The 16413-nt window shown below is 65.1% G+C and carries 17 protein-coding genes; 9 read left to right on the plus strand and 8 right to left on the minus strand.

Annotated features, from left to right (window positions below):
* The first annotated feature begins 75 nt into the window (after positions 1-75).
* Positions 76-1482, plus strand: coding sequence for a class II fumarate hydratase (fumC, locus tag HNP98_RS08350; RefSeq protein ID WP_173809605.1), 1407 nt, complete (start codon positions 76-78; stop codon positions 1480-1482).
* 306 nt (positions 1483-1788) lie between these two features.
* Here the strand turns inward: fumC and HNP98_RS08355 are convergent, their stop codons facing one another.
* Positions 1789-2457, minus strand: a complete 669-nt coding sequence (locus HNP98_RS08355; protein ID WP_173809606.1) for a carotenoid biosynthesis protein — start codon at positions 2455-2457, stop codon at positions 1789-1791.
* A gap of 98 nt (positions 2458-2555) precedes the next feature.
* Between HNP98_RS08355 and lptB the strand changes: the two genes are divergently transcribed.
* The 3 genes from lptB (at position 2556) to HNP98_RS08370 (ending at position 5486) form a co-directional block, all read left to right on the plus strand.
* Positions 2556-3287: an LPS export ABC transporter ATP-binding protein gene (lptB, locus tag HNP98_RS08360; protein WP_173809607.1), complete on the plus strand. Its 732-nt coding sequence runs from the start codon at positions 2556-2558 to the stop codon at positions 3285-3287.
* 191 nt (positions 3288-3478) lie between these two features.
* Positions 3479-5029 carry a GH3 auxin-responsive promoter family protein gene (locus tag HNP98_RS08365; protein ID WP_317171069.1) on the plus strand — a complete coding sequence of 517 codons (1551 nt, stop codon included), beginning with the start codon at positions 3479-3481 and terminating at the stop codon, positions 5027-5029.
* 235 nt (positions 5030-5264) lie between these two features.
* The gene (locus HNP98_RS08370; RefSeq protein ID WP_173809608.1) at positions 5265-5486 is read left to right on the plus strand and encodes a hypothetical protein; all 222 of its coding nucleotides are present in this window, start codon (positions 5265-5267) and stop codon (positions 5484-5486) included.
* Positions 5487-5521: 35 nt separating this feature from the next.
* Here HNP98_RS08370 and HNP98_RS08375 read toward each other — a convergent pair whose 3' ends face one another.
* On the minus strand, positions 5522-6304 hold the full coding sequence (locus HNP98_RS08375) for a TIGR00266 family protein (protein ID WP_173809701.1): 783 nt from the start codon (positions 6302-6304) through the stop codon (positions 5522-5524).
* Positions 6305-6463: 159 nt separating this feature from the next.
* On the opposite strand from HNP98_RS08375, the gene HNP98_RS08380 reads away from it, so the two are divergent.
* On the plus strand, positions 6464-6970 hold the full coding sequence (locus tag HNP98_RS08380; protein WP_173809609.1) for a toxin-antitoxin system YwqK family antitoxin: 507 nt from the start codon (positions 6464-6466) through the stop codon (positions 6968-6970).
* A 14-nt stretch (positions 6971-6984) separates the two neighbouring features.
* Here the strand turns inward: HNP98_RS08380 and HNP98_RS08385 are convergent, their stop codons facing one another.
* The 6 genes from HNP98_RS08385 to HNP98_RS08410 all read right to left on the minus strand — a co-directional run bounded on the left by HNP98_RS08385 (position 6985) and on the right by HNP98_RS08410 (position 12781).
* On the minus strand, positions 6985-7347 hold the full coding sequence (locus HNP98_RS08385) for a hypothetical protein (RefSeq protein ID WP_173809610.1): 363 nt from the start codon (positions 7345-7347) through the stop codon (positions 6985-6987).
* Positions 7348-7464: 117 nt separating this feature from the next.
* Positions 7465-9021, minus strand: a complete 1557-nt coding sequence (gene gltX / locus HNP98_RS08390) for a glutamate--tRNA ligase (RefSeq protein WP_173809611.1) — start codon at positions 9019-9021, stop codon at positions 7465-7467.
* A 186-nt stretch (positions 9022-9207) separates the two neighbouring features.
* Entirely contained in the window at positions 9208-9399 is a 192-nt protein-coding gene (locus tag HNP98_RS08395) for a hypothetical protein (protein ID WP_173809612.1), read from the minus strand.
* Positions 9400-9429: 30 nt separating this feature from the next.
* Complete coding sequence (locus HNP98_RS08400) at positions 9430-9813, minus strand: RidA family protein (protein WP_173809613.1); 384 nt, start codon at positions 9811-9813, stop codon at positions 9430-9432.
* Positions 9814-9957: 144 nt separating this feature from the next.
* Positions 9958-11796, minus strand: a complete 1839-nt coding sequence (gene glmS, locus HNP98_RS08405) for a glutamine--fructose-6-phosphate transaminase (isomerizing) (protein WP_173809614.1) — start codon at positions 11794-11796, stop codon at positions 9958-9960.
* 172 nt (positions 11797-11968) lie between these two features.
* The gene (locus HNP98_RS08410) at positions 11969-12781 is read right to left on the minus strand and encodes a glycogen/starch synthase (RefSeq protein WP_173809615.1); all 813 of its coding nucleotides are present in this window, start codon (positions 12779-12781) and stop codon (positions 11969-11971) included.
* Positions 12782-12900: 119 nt separating this feature from the next.
* Between HNP98_RS08410 and panC the strand changes: the two genes are divergently transcribed.
* From panC to HNP98_RS08430, 4 genes are all read left to right on the plus strand, one after another.
* Positions 12901-13758, plus strand: coding sequence for a pantoate--beta-alanine ligase (panC, locus tag HNP98_RS08415; RefSeq protein ID WP_173809616.1), 858 nt, complete (start codon positions 12901-12903; stop codon positions 13756-13758).
* Between the two features lie 76 nt (positions 13759-13834).
* Positions 13835-14182: an aspartate 1-decarboxylase gene (gene panD / locus HNP98_RS08420; protein WP_173809702.1), complete on the plus strand. Its 348-nt coding sequence runs from the start codon at positions 13835-13837 to the stop codon at positions 14180-14182.
* 116 nt (positions 14183-14298) lie between these two features.
* Positions 14299-15324 (plus strand): lysylphosphatidylglycerol synthase transmembrane domain-containing protein, encoded by a 1026-nt coding sequence (locus HNP98_RS08425; RefSeq protein WP_173809617.1) that lies wholly within the window; start codon positions 14299-14301, stop codon positions 15322-15324.
* 257 nt (positions 15325-15581) lie between these two features.
* A complete protein-coding gene (locus HNP98_RS08430; RefSeq protein ID WP_246275049.1) occupies positions 15582-16325 on the plus strand; it encodes an LOG family protein in 744 nt (247 codons plus the stop codon).
* Positions 16326-16413: the final 88 nt, after the last annotated feature.

Raw genomic sequence — 16413 nt, forward strand, 5'->3', positions numbered from 1 at the left:
AGGGCCGGCCCGCGTACTTTTACAGCCGTTGCCGGTTACTTTTTCTCATATTTTTTTATTCCCGCCCCCGAGGCCATGACGCAGTTCCGCACCGAAAAAGATACCATGGGCACCGTGCAGGTACCCGCCGACGCTTACTGGGGCGCCCAAACCCAGCGCAGCATCGAGAACTTCCCCATCGCGCAGGACATCAACCGGATGCCCAAGGAAATCATCCGCGCGTTTGCCTACCTCAAGAAGGCCGCGGCCCTCACCAACCGCGACGCGGGCGTGCTCGACGCTGAGAAAGCCGCGCTGATTGGCCGCGTCTGCGACGAGATTCTGGCCGGCCAGCTGGCCGATTCGTTTCCGCTGGTGGTCTGGCAAACGGGCTCGGGCACGCAGAGCAACATGAACGTGAACGAGGTGGTGGCCTACCGCGGCCACGTGTTGCACGGCGGCCAGCTCAGCGACGAGAAGAAGTTCCTGGCCCCGAACGACGACGTAAACAAGAGCCAGAGCAGCAACGACACCTTTCCGACGGCCATGCACATCGCGGCCTACAAAATCCTGGTCGAAACCACGATTCCGGGCATCACCAAGCTGCGCGATGCGCTGCAAGCCAAGTCCACGGAGTTCATGGACGTGGTTAAAATCGGCCGCACCCACTTCATGGACGCTACGCCGCTCACGCTGGGGCAGGAATTTTCGGGCTACGTGGCGCAGCTCACCCACGGCCTCAAGGCCATTCATAACACGCTGGCGCACCTGAGCGAGCTGGCCCTGGGCGGCACCGCCGTGGGCACGGGCATCAACACGCCCCCCGGCTACGCCGAGAACGTGGCCCGCCACATTGCCGAACTGACCGGCCTGCCCTTCGTGACGGCCGAGAACAAGTTCGAGGCCCTGGCCGCGCACGACGCCATCGTGGAAGCCCACGGGGCCCTGAAAACGGTGGCCGTCAGCCTGATGAAAATCGCCAACGACGTGCGCATGCTCAGCTCGGGGCCCCGGGCCGGCATCGGCGAAATCTCCATCCCCGACAACGAGCCCGGCTCCAGCATCATGCCCGGCAAGGTGAACCCCACCCAGTGCGAGGCCCTGACGATGGTGGCCGCCCAGGTGATGGGCAACGACGTGGCCATCACCGTGGGCGGCAGCATGGGCCACTTCGAGCTGAACGTGTTCAAGCCGTTGATGATCTACAACTTCCTGCACTCGGCCCGCCTCATCGGCGACGCCTGCGTGTCGTTCACCGACCGCTGCGCCGTGGGCATCGCCCCCATCCTGCCCAACATCAAGAAGCACGTCGATTCGTCGCTGATGCTCGTCACGGCCCTCAACCCGCACATCGGCTACTACAAAGCCGCCGAAATTGCCCAGACGGCCCACAAAAACGGCTCGACCCTGAAGGAAACCGCCCTGCAGCTCGGCTACGTCACGGCCGAGCAGTTCGACGAGTGGCTAAAGCCCGAGGACATGGTGGGCGAAATTAAAAAATAGGGCCCCGAACCGAAGCATTGGCCGGCCAAAAACAGGGCCCTCCCGGAACCCGCCGCAGCGAGCAGCGGGGCCCGGGAAGGCCCTGTTTTTGGCGTCTGGCAAGCAGCAATATTCGTCGGAGGGCAAGCAGGAAAGAGCGCGGGGATGAGGCTTGCCCCTGCCCCTACCGCGTACTGCGGAGAAAACTCACCAAGGAGTTAGCCGAAGGCAAACGCCCATTTACTTCTCGTCAAAAACCTATTAATCAGAGAGCAAGCTAATAGCTAGCAGCTAGCAGCTAGCAGCTAAAAGCTAATGGCTGATTACTCACTTCCCCGGGCCCAGCCATTCAAGGGCGAAGAAAAACAGCAGCTGCACGGCGTAGAGAAAGGGCACCAGCGCGTTGGTTTTAACGAAGCGGGCGCGGTTGAACAGCATCTGGGCCACGCAGGCCAGGATGAACCAGTCGCGGAAGTTGCGGAACGGGATGACGCCGCCGGTCCAGTGCCAGAAGTCGTAGCGGCCGGCGGGCAGCTCCAGGCACAGGTCGAAGCCCACCATGAGGGCGGCCGCCAGCAGGGTGCGGGCCAGCTCGCCCAGGGGCAGGCGGCGGGCCAGGATGCCGGCCAGGTAGGTTATCAGCACCCAGTTGAGGGCCATGAGCGGGGGCACGTCGAGCCACTTGGGGCCCAGCGTGTCGCCGTAGGCGTAGCTGCCGAACACCTTGCCCGTGTGCACGCCCACCACTTCGGCCACGAAGCCCAGCAGGCCCACGGCCAGGCAAAACTGCCAGAACTCCCAGCTGCGCCCGGGCTGAAACGCCAGCAGCAGCGCCGCCGACAGCAGCAGCGTGAGGGGCGTGAAGCGGAGGTAGAAGCCGGGGTCGTGCGAGAACAGCAGCCCCACCAGCCCCGTGGCGTGGAACAGCAGCACCAGCCCCTGCGCCACCCGCAGCCGGGTGGCACTGGCCGCCGGCGGCGGGAAAGAATCGGACATCAGCAAAGAAAGGAAGGTACGCGGGCCCGGGGGCCCCGGCAAAATTAGCGCAATTGCCGGCCGGTTCGGTTCGTTGCTTCTGCCCGACCTTTGCGGGCATGATTCTTCGCGCCGACCACCTGGTGAAAAAATACAAGGCCCGCACCGTCGTCAACGACATGAGCGTGACCGTGGAGCAGGGCGAAATCGTGGGCCTGCTGGGCCCCAACGGGGCCGGCAAAACCACCTGCTTCTACATGATGGTGGGCATGGTGAAGCCCAACGGCGGCCGCATTTTCCTGGATAATACCGAAATAACCACCATGCCCATCTACCAGCGGGCCCGGCTCGGGGTGGGCTACCTGGCCCAGGAGGCCAGCGTGTTCCGCGACCTGAGCGTGGAGGAAAACATCCTGGCCGTGCTGGAAATGACCGACATGCCCAAAAAAGCCCGCCTCGACAAGACGGAGGAGCTGCTGAACGAGTTCAGCCTCACCCACGTGCGCAAAAACCTGGGCAAGGTGCTGAGCGGCGGCGAGCGGCGGCGCACCGAAATTGCCCGCGCCCTGGCCGTGGACCCCAAGTTCGTGCTCCTCGACGAGCCCTTCGCCGGCGTGGACCCCATCGCCACCGAGGAAATCCAGGGCATCGTCTCCAAACTCAAGCACCGCAACATCGGCGTGCTCATCACCGACCACGACGTGAACTCCACCCTCAGCATCGTGGACCGCGCCTACCTGCTCTTCGAGGGCAAGCTCCTCAAGGCCGGCACCGCCGAAGACCTGGCCGGCGACGAAACCGTGCGCCGCGTGTACCTGGGCAAGAATTTCGAGCTGAAGCGCAACGTTTAGGTTTGGTGAATGTGCTGAATATAAGGGGTATAAAAACTAAAAGAACGTCATGCTCATCTGGTGTCCGCGCAGCCGAAGCATCTCTACTGCGGCAGTAATTAGAATTAGTGAGCGGTAGAGATGCTTCGGCTGCGCGGACACCAGATGAGCATGACGTTCTTTTAGCCTTCCTTCAATAAAGCTTCCCTATCGTGCTCGACCAGCTCCTTGCCGCCGCCGTGCAGCTCGAAAGCCGCCCCCGGCTGGCGCGGGTGCGGGCCGAGCCGCACGCCGTGCAGGCGCGGGTGCTGCGCGAATTGCTGCACGCGGCCCGGGGCACGGCCTGGGGCCGGCGCTACGGCTACGGCGAGGGCCCCACGGCGGCCGAATTCGCCCGGCGCGTGCCGGTGAGCACTTACGAGCAGCTCTACCCCGAGCTGGAAAAAGTGCTGCGCGGGGCCCCCGACGTGCTCTGGCCCGGCCGGCCGCAGTGGTTTGCCAAGAGCAGCGGCACCACCAACGCCCGCAGCAAGTACGTGCCCGTGACGCCCGAGAGCCTGCGCCAGGGCCACTACCGCGCCGGGCGCGACATGCTGGCCCTGAGCACCTTCCTGTACCCCGCGCAGCGGCTGCTGGCCGGGCGCACCCTCTCGCTGGGCGGCGCCCACGCGCCCAACCCCTTCCGGCCCCGGGAGCCGGCCTCGCGGGTGGGCGACGTGTCGGCCCTCATCATGGCGCAGCTGCCGGGCTGGGCCGAGAGCCTGCGCACCCCGCCCCTGGCCCTGGCCCTGCTCGACGAGTGGCCCGAGAAAGTGGAGCGCATCGCCCGGCACGCCCTGCGCCAGGACGTGCGCGTGCTGGCCGGCGTGCCCACCTGGATGGTGCTGCTGCTGCGCCGCGTGGTGGAGCTGGCCGGGGCCGACGACATCACCCAGGTGTGGCCCCGCCTGGCGCTGTTCCTGCACGGGGCGGTGGCCTTCGGGCCCTACCGCGAGCTGTTCCGGCAGCTCATCCCCGGCGGGCAGATGCACTACCTGGAAATTTACAACGCCACCGAGGGCTACTTCGCCCTGCAAGACCAGCCCGGCAGCGAGGACCTGCTGCTGCTGCTCGACCACGGCATTTACTACGAGTTCCTGCCCGCCGACCAGTGGGAGGCCCCCGACCCGCGCCCGGTGCCGCTGCACGAGGTGGTGCTGGGGCAGGCCTACGCCCTGGTCATCAGCACCAACGCCGGGCTGTGGCGCTACGTGGTGGGCGACACCGTGCGCTTCACCAGCCGGGGGCCCTACCGGCTGCGCATCACCGGGCGCACCAAGCACTTCCTGAATGCCTTTGGCGAGGAGGTGGTGATTGAAAACGCCGAGGCCGCCGTGGCCGCCGCCAGCCAGGCCACCGGCTGCCGGGTGCACGACTTCACGGCCGCGCCCGTGTACTTCGGCCTGGGGCCCGGCGGGGCCCCCACCCGCGGCGGCCACGAGTGGGCCGTGGAGCTGGCCCCCGGGGCCCCCGCGCCCGACGCGGCCCGGTTCACGGCCGTGCTCGACGCCACCCTGCGCCGCCTCAACTCCGACTACGACGCCAAGCGCGGCCACGACCTGGCCCTGGCCCCGCCCCTGCTGCGGGTGCTGCCGCCCGGCACGTTTGCCCGCTGGCTGGCGGGCCAGGGCAAGCTCGGCGGCCAGCACAAAGTGCCCCGGCTGCTCAACTCGCGGGCGGTGCTGGAGCAGGTGCTGGCGGTGGCCGCCCGGGCCCCGGCCTAGCCCGCCGCGCCGGCGGGGGCACCCGCGGCCGGGGCCCGCCCCATCAGGTTTAGCCGCCGGCGCAAGCACCCGCCCCCGATCATGTTACGGGCTTGTTACGGAACAATCCTTGTCATACATTTGTCCGTAGGTAACTATCAGACAGTAGGGGCGATACTGGATATTTTAAGGTTTTATTAGTTGTTATTCCGGCTGGGCTGCGGCCCGGCTGGGCCGCTTCTTATTCTTCTTATCCGTGCCCACCCTCTCCCCTGCTCGCCCCCCCCGTGACTCGCGCCGCTGGCGCCACGCCGCCCAACGCAACCGCCCCGCCGACGGGCTCGAAAACCGCCGCTTCCTGTGGGTGCTGGCCGCCACCGTGGCCGTGGTGCTGGGCATCGTGGGCGTGCTGCTGGTGCGCTCGGCGAGCGGCAACGGGCTGGCCGACCAGCCGGCCCCGTTCCAGCAGCGCCCCTGAATTAACAGCAGTCCCGGGCCCGCGCCCGCGCTGCGCTACTCGTCGAACAACCCGCCGACGATGCCGCCCAGCACGCTGCCGCTCTCCTTTTGGGCGTTGCCGCCGGCGGGGGCCAGCGCCTGAATCAGCTTTTTGATGGGCATGGACTGGAGCCACACGCGGCCGGTGCCGCGCAGCGTGGCCAGCATCAGCCCCTCGCCCCCAAAAATCATCGATTTCAGGCCCCCGGCGCGGGCAATGCTGAAGTCGAGGCTGGGCTCGAAGGCCACCACGCAGCCGGTGTCCACGCGCAGCAGCTCGTTGTTCAGGCGCTTTTCGATGATGGTGCCCCCGGCGTGCACGAAGGCTTTGCCGTCGCCGGTGAGCTTTTGCAGGATGAAGCCCTCGCCGCCGAACAGGCCCGCGCCCAGCTTCTGGTTGAAGTGAATGCTCATCTTGGTGCCCTTGGCGGCGGCCAGGAAGCCGTCTTTCTGCACGATGAGGCCCTGGGGCATGCCGCCCAAATCGACGGGAATGATGGTGCCCGGGTACGGGGCCGAAAACGCCACCTTGCACTTGCCGGAGCTGCCGCGGTGGGTGAAGTGCGTGAGGAACAGCGACTCGCCCGTGAGCAAGCGCGTGCCGGCCGAGAACAGCTTGCCCATCAGGCCCTGGTCGGGGGCCGAGCCGTCGCCCATCTTCGTTTCGAAGGCAATGGCTTCCTCCATGTACACCATCGCGCCGGCCTCGGCCACCACGGTTTCGTTGGGGTCCAGCTCAATTTCCAGCACCTGGATGTCGGAGCCCAGGATGCGGTAGTCAACGTCGTGCGAGGTCATGGCGGCGGGGCCGGCTGGTGCGCGGCCGGCGGCAAAGGTAGCGCGGCGGCGCACCCGGCAAAACGCGGTCCTTTGCACAATACCGGGGCCCCGGCCAGCGTTTCAACTAAAGTATTAGTTGTCTTGTTCTGTTGTCTCTCCGCCATTATTCATTAGTCAATGCCCGCCCGCCGCCTGTTGTGCCTGAACCTGTTACTCCTCGGCGGGCTGGCCAGCGCCTGCGCCGGCCTCAACCGCACCGACCGCCACGGCCGGAGCCAGGGCCGCTGGCGTACCTACTACGACGAGGCGGCCCGCACCCAGCCCTTCACGGCGGGGCGCTACCGCCACGGCCGGCCCGTGGGCACGTTCCGCTACTACGGCCCCACCGGGGCCCTGGCCCAAACGGAGCGGTACGGCCGCGAAGGGTTTTGCGAGGTTACGTACTGGTACCCGGGCGGGCAGGTGGAGCGCCGCGGCCACGCCCAGTGGGTCACCGGGGCCAAAGGGGCGCGCTTCTACTGGTTTGGGCCCTGGACGCGCTACACCGAAACCGGCCAGGTGCGGGCCGTGGAAACTTACACCGACGGCCAGCACACCGCCACCGACGTGTACACCAACGGCCGCCTCACGACCACCGAAGTTTACAAAGACGGCCAACTGGTGGAAACCCGGCCCGTGCAGTAGCCGGGGCCCCGGTGCTACTCTTCGCTGGGCAGCTCGCCGCGGGTTTCGGCGGCTTCGGCCGCGTCGTCGCCCACGGTTTTCTTGCGCTTGGCCTCGCGGCTGGTGCGCTTCATGAAGTCCTCGTCGGTTTCCTCGGGCTCCGGGGCCAGGTCCTCGTCGTCCTCGGTTTTCTCGCCGAATTGCCCGGCGCGGTCCACCAGCTTTTTGTCGCGCACGTGGCGGCCCAAAAACTGGTTGATTTGCTCGATGCTGTAGTTGGACGTGATTTCGCCTAGCGGGTTCACCCCAATTTCGAAGCCTTCCAGCTCCTTGTGCACGCGGGCTTTTTTGGCGGGGTCGGGGGCCGCTTTTTTGGGCTTGACGGGTTTCTTGGCCATGAGAATCGGAAGTGAGGAGCGGGAGATGGGCAGCGCGGGGCCCGTTGACAAGCAGAAAGGCCGCGCCGTAGTGCATACGGCGCGGCCTTGGGCAAAGGTTCTACGGATGTGGCGTGGCTACGCGGCGGCCGGGGCCCCCAGCCGCGCCACGGCCGTGCGCAGGCGCTGGGCCACCTCCCCCGTGCCCAGGATGGCCAGCGTCTCGAACAAGTCGGGCCCGGCGGCCCCGCCGGTTATGGCCACGCGCAGCATTTGCAGCACCTGGCCGGGCTTCAGGCCCTGGGCCTCCAGGGTTTGGTTGAACAGGTTTTTGAGGCCTTCGGCCGAAGCCCCGGCGGCCCCGGGCAGGGCCCCGGCGTAGGCCGTAAGGGCGTCGGCCACGGCCGGGTTCCACCTTTTGGCCACCACTTGCTCGTCGTAGGCGTCGGGGGCCTGGAAGAAGTACTTGGCCTCTTGCCAGAAGTCCTGCGGGAAGCTCACGCGCTCCTTCATCACGCCCACGATTTGCTCGGCCTTTTCTTCGGCGCAAGCCAGGCCGTGCTCGGCCAGGGCCCCCAGCAGGTAGGGGGCCAGCGCGGCGTTGGGCTGGGCCCGCAAGTAGTGCTCGTTGAACCACTTCACCTTGTTCTGGTCGAACTTGGCGGGCGACTTGCTCACGCGCTCAATCGTGAAGGCCTCGATTAGCTCATCCATCGAAAAAATCTCCTGCGCCGTGCCCGGGTTCCAGCCCAGGAAGGCCAGGAAGTTCACCAGGGCCTCGGGCAGGTAGCCGTCCTCGCGGTAGCCGCGGCTCACGGTCGATTCGCCGGTTTCGGCGTCCACGCCGCGCCACTCCAGCGGAAACACCGGGAAGCCCAGCCGGTCGCCGTCGCGCTTGCTGAGCTTGCCCGTGCCGTCGGGCTTGAGCAGCAGCGGCAAGTGGGCAAACTGCGGCATGGTGGCTTCCCAGCCCAGGTAGCGGTACAGCAGCACGTGCAGCGGCGCGGAGGGCAGCCACTCCTCGCCCCGAATCACGTGCGAAATCTCCATCAAGTGGTCGTCCACGATGTTGGCCAAATGGTAGGTCGGCATGCCGTCCGACTTCATCAGCACCTTGTCGTCCACGGCGCTCGAGTGCACCACCACCCAGCCGCGAATCATGTCCTGGAAGCGGATTTCCTCCTTGCGGGGCACTTTCAGGCGAATGACGTAGGCCGTGCCGGCGTCGAGCAGGGCCTGGGTTTCGTCTTCGGGCAGGGTCAGCGAGTTGCGCATCTGGGCCCGGGTGATGCTGTTGTACTGCGGGTTGGGCACCTTGGCGGCCTGCAGGCGGGCGCGCATGGCGTCCAGCTCCTCGGGCGTATCGAAGGCGTAGTAGGCAAAGCCGTCGGCGATGAGCTGGTCGGCGTAGGCGCGGTACATGGGCTTGCGCTCGCTCTGCTTGTAGGGCGCGTGGGGGCCGCCCACGCCCTGGCCTTCGTCAATCACGATGCCGCACCAGGCCAGGGCCTCCAGAATGTACTGCTCGGCACCGGGCACGAACCGGTTCTGGTCGGTGTCCTCGATGCGCAGGATCATGGTGCCGCCCAGCTTGCGGGCCAGCAGGAAGTTGTACAAAGCGGTGCGCACGCCGCCGATGTGCAGCGGGCCGGTGGGCGAGGGCGCAAAGCGCACCCGAACGGGTCTCTCGGTCATAGGTAATGAGCTGTTAGCTTTTAGCTGCTAGCTGTTGGCTTTTTTGTGATAGACAATTTTTTGTGATAGACAATAAGTTGCGAAGAGCGCAATGTCCATTTAATTTCGCCTGCCTGCTTATCGCTAAAAAAAAGCGCGTTCCGCCAAAGCCGGAACGCGCCCCAAAGGTAAGGCCGGGGGCCCCGGCTAGCCGCGCCGGCCGCCCGCGCGCCACAGCACCAGCCCGAGCAGCGCAATGCCCCCGCGGATGGCCCAGGCCGCGTTGGGGCCCCAGTTGTTAATCCACTGCAAAAAAACGTACTGCACGTTGGGGTTGATGAACGGCAGCGCCAGCGCAACGAGACCGACGAGGAGCAGGAAAAGGCCGAGTTCTTTCATGGCGCTGAAGGTTGAAATAACGGGCCGGCGCTATGCACCCACCGCGATACAGGAGATTTCTATTTCCACATCGCGCGGCAGGCGGGCCACTTCCACCGTTTCGCGGGCCGGTGCGGTCGCATCGTCAAAATACGACCCGTACACTTGGTTGATGGCAGCGAAGTCACCGAGGTCTTTCACGAAGATGCTGCACTTTACCACGTCCGCGAGCTGCAGGCCCGCGGCGGCCAGCACGGCCGTCAGGTTGCGCAGCACCTGGTGGGTTTGGGCGGTCACGTCGCCGGGCACGAGCTGCCCGGCCGCGTTCAGCGGAATCTGGCCCGACACGTACACGGTGTTGCCGGCCCGCACGGCTTGGCTGTAGGGCCCGATGGGCGCGGGGGCCCGGTCGGTAAGGATGATCTGGTGGGGCATATTTTAAGCTGTTAGCTGCTGGCTTTTAGCTGTTAGCTTTTTGTTCTAAAAGTAAGCGGACGCAAAATGCCCACAGAACAAGAGGCGCAAAGCTTCTGAACAAAGCTAACAGCTAATAGCCAGCAGCTAACAGCTCAAAAAAACCTACTCCACCGTCACCGATTTGGCCAGGTTGCGGGGCTGGTCCACGTTGCAGCCGCGCATCACGGCGATGTGGTAGCTGAGCAGTTGCAACGGGATGACCGACACGAGCGGCACCAGGGCCTCCGAGGTGTAGGGCACTTCGATGACGAACTCGGCCATGTCGCGAATCACGTCGTCGCCCTCCGTTACCACGGCGATGATGCGGCCTTTGCGGGCCTTCACCTCCTGGATGTTGCTCACCACCTTCTCGTAGGAGCTGTCGCGGGTGGCGATGACCACCACCGGCATGTTCTCGTCGATGAGGGCGATGGGGCCGTGCTTCATCTCGGCGGCCGGGTAGCCTTCGGCGTGGATGTAGCTGATTTCCTTGAGCTTGAGGGCCCCTTCCAGCGCCACCGGGAAGTTGTAGCCCCGGCCCAGGTACAGGAAGTTGGGCACGTCGCAGAAGGTGGCGGCGATGGCGCGGATTTCGTCGTCCAGCAGCAGCGCCTTTTCCACCTTGGCCGGAATCGTGTCCAGCTCCACCATCAATTCGCGCAGCTTGGTGTCGGTGAGGGTGCCGCGCTTCTGGCCCATGAGCATGGCCAGCAGGGTCAGCACCGTCACCTGGGCCGTGAAGGCCTTGGTGCTGGCCACCCCAATCTCGGGCCCCGCGTGGGTGTAGGCCCCGGCGTCGGTGGCGCGGGCAATGCTGCTGCCCACCACGTTGCAGATGCCGAAAATAGTGGCCCCCTTGCTCTTGGCCAGCTCGATGGCGGCCAACGTGTCGGCCGTTTCGCCGCTCTGCGAGATGGCAATCACGATGTCGCGCTCCGTAATCACGGGGTTGCGGTAGCGGAACTCCGAAGCGTACTCCACCTCCACCGGGATGCGGGCCAGGTCTTCGAGCAGGTATTCGGCCACCAGGCCGGCGTGCCAGCTCGTGCCGCAGGCCACGACGATGATGCGCTGGGCGTTCACGAATTTCTGCTCGTAGGCCCGGAAGCCGCCCATGTTCAGGTGGCCGGCGTTCATTTCCAGGCGGCCGCGCATCGAGTCCATGATGGAGCGCGGCTGCTCGAAAATCTCCTTCAGCATGAAGTGCTCGTAGCCGCCCTTCTCGATGCTGTCCAGCTCCAGTTCCAGCTTCTGGATGTAGGGCGTCTGCTCCACGTCTTCCTTGCTGCGCAGCTCCAGCCGCCCGTCGCGGATGATGGCAATCTCGTAGTCGTTCACGTACACCACCTCGTTGGTGTACTCGATGATGGGCGTGGCGTCGGAGGCAATGAAAAACTCGCCGTCGCCGATGCCAATCACCATCGGCGAGCCCTTGCGGGCGGCGATGAGCTGGTTGGGGGCGTCGCGGCTCATCACCACGATGGCGTAGGCCCCCACCACTTCGTGCAGGGCCAGGCGCACGGCCTCCTCCAGGTTGCAGTGGTTGTGCTGCTGAATCTCCTCGATCAGGTTCACGAACACCTCCGTGTCGGTGTCGGAATGAAACTCGTGGCCCTGCTGCTGCAAGTGCGTTTTCAGGGCCGCGTAGTTCTCGATGATGCCGTTGTGGATGATGGCGATGCGCTCGGAGGTGGAGTAGTGCGGGTGGGCATTGGTGTCGTTGGGCTCGCCGTGGGTGGCCCAGCGGGTGTGGCCCATGCCCACGCGGGCGTGGGTGTCCTTCTCGGCGATGAAGTTTTCCAGCTCCGCCACCTTGCCCTTTTTCTTGTACACGTTCAGCTCGCCGTCGTTCATCAGGGCCACGCCGGCCGAGTCGTAGCCGCGGTATTCGAGCCGGTGCAGGCCCTTAAGGATAATGGGGCAGGCCTGACGGTAGCCCAGGTACGCAACGATGCCGCACATAAGTAAAGGAGGGTAAGAATTGAGGAAATAATTAAAAAAAGTCGGCGGCCCGCCCACAGAAAGGGGCGGGCCGCCGTTTAAAAAAGCGCGTTAAAGGCCGCTTGCCCGCAACCGCACGGCCGGGCCGCCGCGGCGGGTAGCTACGGGCACGGGGGTGGGCAAGGCAGGGCGGCTAGTTGGCCAGTTCATTGTAGAGCGCAAGGTAGGACGAATGCAGGTTTTCGTCGCTGGCCACTTGGCTCAAGGTCTTGCGCGAGGCGTATTCCTGAAACATGCCGTTGAGGTTGTCCGAAAAATCCTCGTCGGAGCGCACCACGATGTCGGCGTAGTCCATGCCCATCTTCACGAAGCCGCTGAAATCGGCCGTTTTCAGCGAGTTCAGCATCTGGTCGTCGATGTCGAGCATCTTGGCTTTTTCCAGGATGTTGCCCTCAAATTTGTCGGGAAACTCGTTGTTATAAATCGAGAAGATCGACTTGGCGTCCTTGAACACCGGGTCTTTCTTGTAAGTCGTTTTCAGGTAGAGCGGAATCAGGCCCGTCATCCAGTCCGAGCAGTGCACGATGTTGGGCGACCAGCCCAGCTTCTTCACCGTTTCCAGCACGCCCTTGCAGAAGAAAATGGCGCGCTCGTCGTTGTCGGCGTGGAAGTGGTCGTTCTTGTCCACCAGGGCCGACTTGCGGTGGAAGTAGTCCTCGTTGTCGATGAAGTACACCTGCAATTTGGCCGTCGGGATGGACGCCACTTTGATGACCAGCGGCTTCTCGTCGTCGCCCACGGCGATGTTGATGCCCGAGAGGCGCACCACTTCGTGCAGGCGGTTTTTGCGCTCGTTGATGATGCCAAAACGGGGCACGAAGATCCGAATCTCACACCCCATTTCCTGCATGCCCGCGGGCAGCCGACGCAGCAGCTCTGCCACTTTCGTCGTGTTCAGGAACGGGTCTATTTCGGTGGCCGCGTAAAGGATGCGCAACTTCGACATACAGGTGGGTTTAAAAAGAAAAAAAGACTGGCCAACACGATGGGCGCACAAAATTACACAATTTTGGGCAAAAATTCAACCCCTTTCGCCCGGGGGCCCGCCCAACGGCCCCTTTTTCCATGCAAATACTTACAACCGCCGCCGAGCTGCGCGATTTTACCGAAGCCGCGCGCCGCGCCGGCCAGCGCCTGGGCCTGGTGCCCACCATGGGGGCCCTGCACGCCGGCCACCTCCAGTTGGTGGCCGCCGCCCGCGCCGCGTGCGACGCCGTGGTGGCCACCGTGTTCGTCAACCCCACGCAGTTCAACAACCCCGACGACTTCCGCCTCTACCCGCGCCTGCCCCGGGCCGACACCGACCTGCTGGCCGCCGCCGGCTGCACCGCGGCCTTCCTGCCCAGCACGGAGGAAATGTACCCCCAGCCCACGGTGCTGCGCTTCGATTTCGGGGCCCTGGAGCAAGTAATGGAAGGGGCCCAGCGGCCGGGCCACTTCAACGGGGTGGCCACGGTGGTGAGCAAGCTGTTTCACCTGGCGCGGCCCCACCGGGCGTATTTTGGGCAGAAGGACTGGCAGCAGGTAGCCATTGTGCGGCAGCTGGTAGCCGATTTGTCGTTCGACCTCGAAGTCGTGGCCTTCCCCACGGTGCGCGAGGCCGACGGGCTGGCCATGTCGAGCCGCAACCGCCGCCTAAGCCCCGCGGCCCGGGCGGCGGCCCCGCGCCTGCACGAGGCCCTGGCCGCCGCCGCTGCCCGGGTGCGCCAGGGCGTGCCGCCCGCCCAGGTGCGGGCCGCGGCCGAAGCTTTCCTGCGCCAGACGCCCGAAATCGAGCCCGAGTACTTCGCCGTGGCCGACGCCCACACCCTGCAGCCGCTGGCCGCCTACGCCCCCGGCCGGGCCGTGGTGCTGTGCCTGGCCGCCCACCTGGGCGGCGTGCGCCTCATCGACAACGTGGTGGTAGACGCTGCGGAATCCTGAGCCCACCGGCCGGGGCCGCTACCTTTGCGGGCCCGTTCTATTTTTTCCCAAAGGTTCCGTCCGACGCGTTATGGCGATGTACATCGAGGTAATGAAATCCAAAATCCACCGGGCCACGGTGACGCAGGCCGAGCTGCACTACGTGGGCAGCGTCACCATCGACGAAGACCTGCTGGACGCGGCCAACATGGTGGAAAACGAAAAAGTAACGGTCGTGAACGTCAACAACGGGGCCCGGTTCGAGACCTATACCATCCGGGGCGAACGGGGCGCGGGCACGGTGTGCCTCAACGGGCCCGCCGCCCGCCTGGTGGCCCTGGGCGACGTGGTCATCATCTTTTCTTACGCCCAGGTTGATTTCGCCGACGCCCGCGCCCACCGCCCCACGGTCGTTTTCCCCGACGCGCACAACCGCCTGGTGTAGCGAACGCGGGCGCCCCGGGGCCGGGGGCCGCAACAAAAACCGGCCCCGGCCCCGTATTACCCCGGCCCGCCCCCGCCCTTTACCCAGTCCGTCGCGCCCCGTTCAGCCACTCCTCGATGAAGCACTTATTCACCATCCTCAAGTACGCGCTGCTGCTGGCCGTATCGGGGGCCCTGATGGCCTACGCGGTGCGCGGCCAGGACCTCTCGCGCATCGGGCACTACATCCGCACGGCCAACTACTTCTGGCTGGGCCTCACGATGGCCCTCTCGGTGCTGGGCTACATGAGCCGGGCCTACCGCTGGCAAATGCAGCTCACCGCCTCGCGCCACCCCACCGCTTATTGGGAGGTGTACCACGCCATGATGGTGGGCTACCTGGCCAACCTGGTGCTGCCGCGCATGGGCGAGGTCATCCGCTGCTCGGTGCTGCGGCGCACCAGCCGCGTGCCGGTGGAGGTGTCGCTGGGCACGGTCGTGACCGAGCGGGTGATTGACGTGCTGGTGCTGCTCGGGCTGCTGGCCGCCACCCTGCTGCTCGACTTCCACACGTTCTGGGCCTTCGTGACGGACAAGGTACTGGGCGGGCGCTTCGACGCCCTGGCCCGCAACCGCACGCCCCTGCTGTGGGCCGCCGGCATCGGCCTGCTGCTGCTGGCGCTGGCCGCCGGAGCCCTGGTGCGCAACCTGGAGCGCCTGCGCCAGCACCAGCTATTTGCGCGGGTGGCGGTGTTCGTGAAAGGGCTGCTGGCAGGCGTGTTCAGCATCCGGCGCCTGGAGCACAAAGGAGTGTTTCTGGCGCACACGGCTTTCACGTGGGGGGTGTACTTTTTGATGGACTACCTGGCGTTTTTCTGCTTTCCCGAAACCGCCGGGCTGGGCCTGCGGGCGGGGCTGGCGGTGCTCACCTTCGGGGCGTTCGGCATGGCCGCGCCGGTGGCGGGGGGCATCGGGCCCTTTCATGTGCTGGTGCAGAGCACGCTGGTGGCCTACGGCGTGGGCCTGGAAGCCGGCATCGCCTACGCCCTGGTGGTGCACGGGGCCCAAACGCTGCTGGTGGTGCTGCTCGGCGGCATCAGCTTCGCCCTGAGCATGGTGCAGGCCGGCAAGGCCCCCCGGCCTGTGGCGGTCGAAGCGGCCTGAGGGCCCCGGGGGCCGGCCGGGGCCGGGCACCGTTTTCCGGCCGCGATGCGGTAACTTTGACGCCCTCCTTTCAGCCGCCCCGCCCGCGGGGCGTTTTTTATTGTTGCTATTTCCCACCCTGTTTTTATATGGCCGAACTTAAAAAAACGCCCAAAACCAGCAAAACCAAGCTGGCCGACGACATCCAGAACGCCGGCAGCGGCAAAACCATCAAGCAGCCCAACGTCAACGACGACAAGCTGACGAGCATTACGGAGATGCGCGAGCAGGCCCACGGCAACACCGCCCTGGCCGTGGACGACGAGCAGCGCCTGCGCAAGGCCTTCGTGGACAAGGACTGGAACGAGATTAAAATTGCCGACAGCTGGCAGATTTTCAAGGTGATGGCCGAGTTCGTGGAGGGCTTCGAGAAGATGTCTAAAATCGGGCCTTGCGTGAGCATCTTCGGCTCGGCCCGCACCAAGCCCGACAACCAATACTACCAGCTGGCCGAGGAAATTGCTTCCAAGCTGGTGCGCCACGGCTACGGCGTCATTACCGGCGGGGGCCCCGGCATCATGGAGGCCGGCAACAAAGGGGCCCGCGCCGAGGGCGGCAAGTCGGTGGGCCTCAACATCGAGCTGCCCTTCGAGCAGACCCACAACGTCTACATCGACCAGGACAAATGCATCGACTTCGACTACTTTTTCGTGCGCAAGGTGATGTTCGTCAAGTACGCCCAGGCCTTCGTGGGCATGCCCGGCGGCTTCGGCACCCTGGATGAGTTATTCGAGGCCATCACGCTGATTCAGACCAAAAAAATCGGCCGCTTCCCCATCGTGCTGGTGGGCACGGCGTACTGGAACGGCTTGTTTGAGTGGATCAAAAACGTGATGCTGAGCGACGAACACAACATCTCGGCCGAAGACCTGAAGCTGGTGCAAATCGTGGACGACGCGAGCGAAGCCGTCAAAATCATCGACGACTTCTACCACAAGTATTCGCTCTCGCCGAACTTCTAGGACCACAGATTTAACGGATTAAGCGGATTATTTAAGAGTTTCGTGCCTGGGGCCTTGCTCCGCTTTTTTAGCAAAGCCGCTTCTTTGG

Source organism: Hymenobacter caeli (assembly GCF_013294115.1).
GTDB classification, from domain to species: domain Bacteria; phylum Bacteroidota; class Bacteroidia; order Cytophagales; family Hymenobacteraceae; genus Hymenobacter; species Hymenobacter caeli.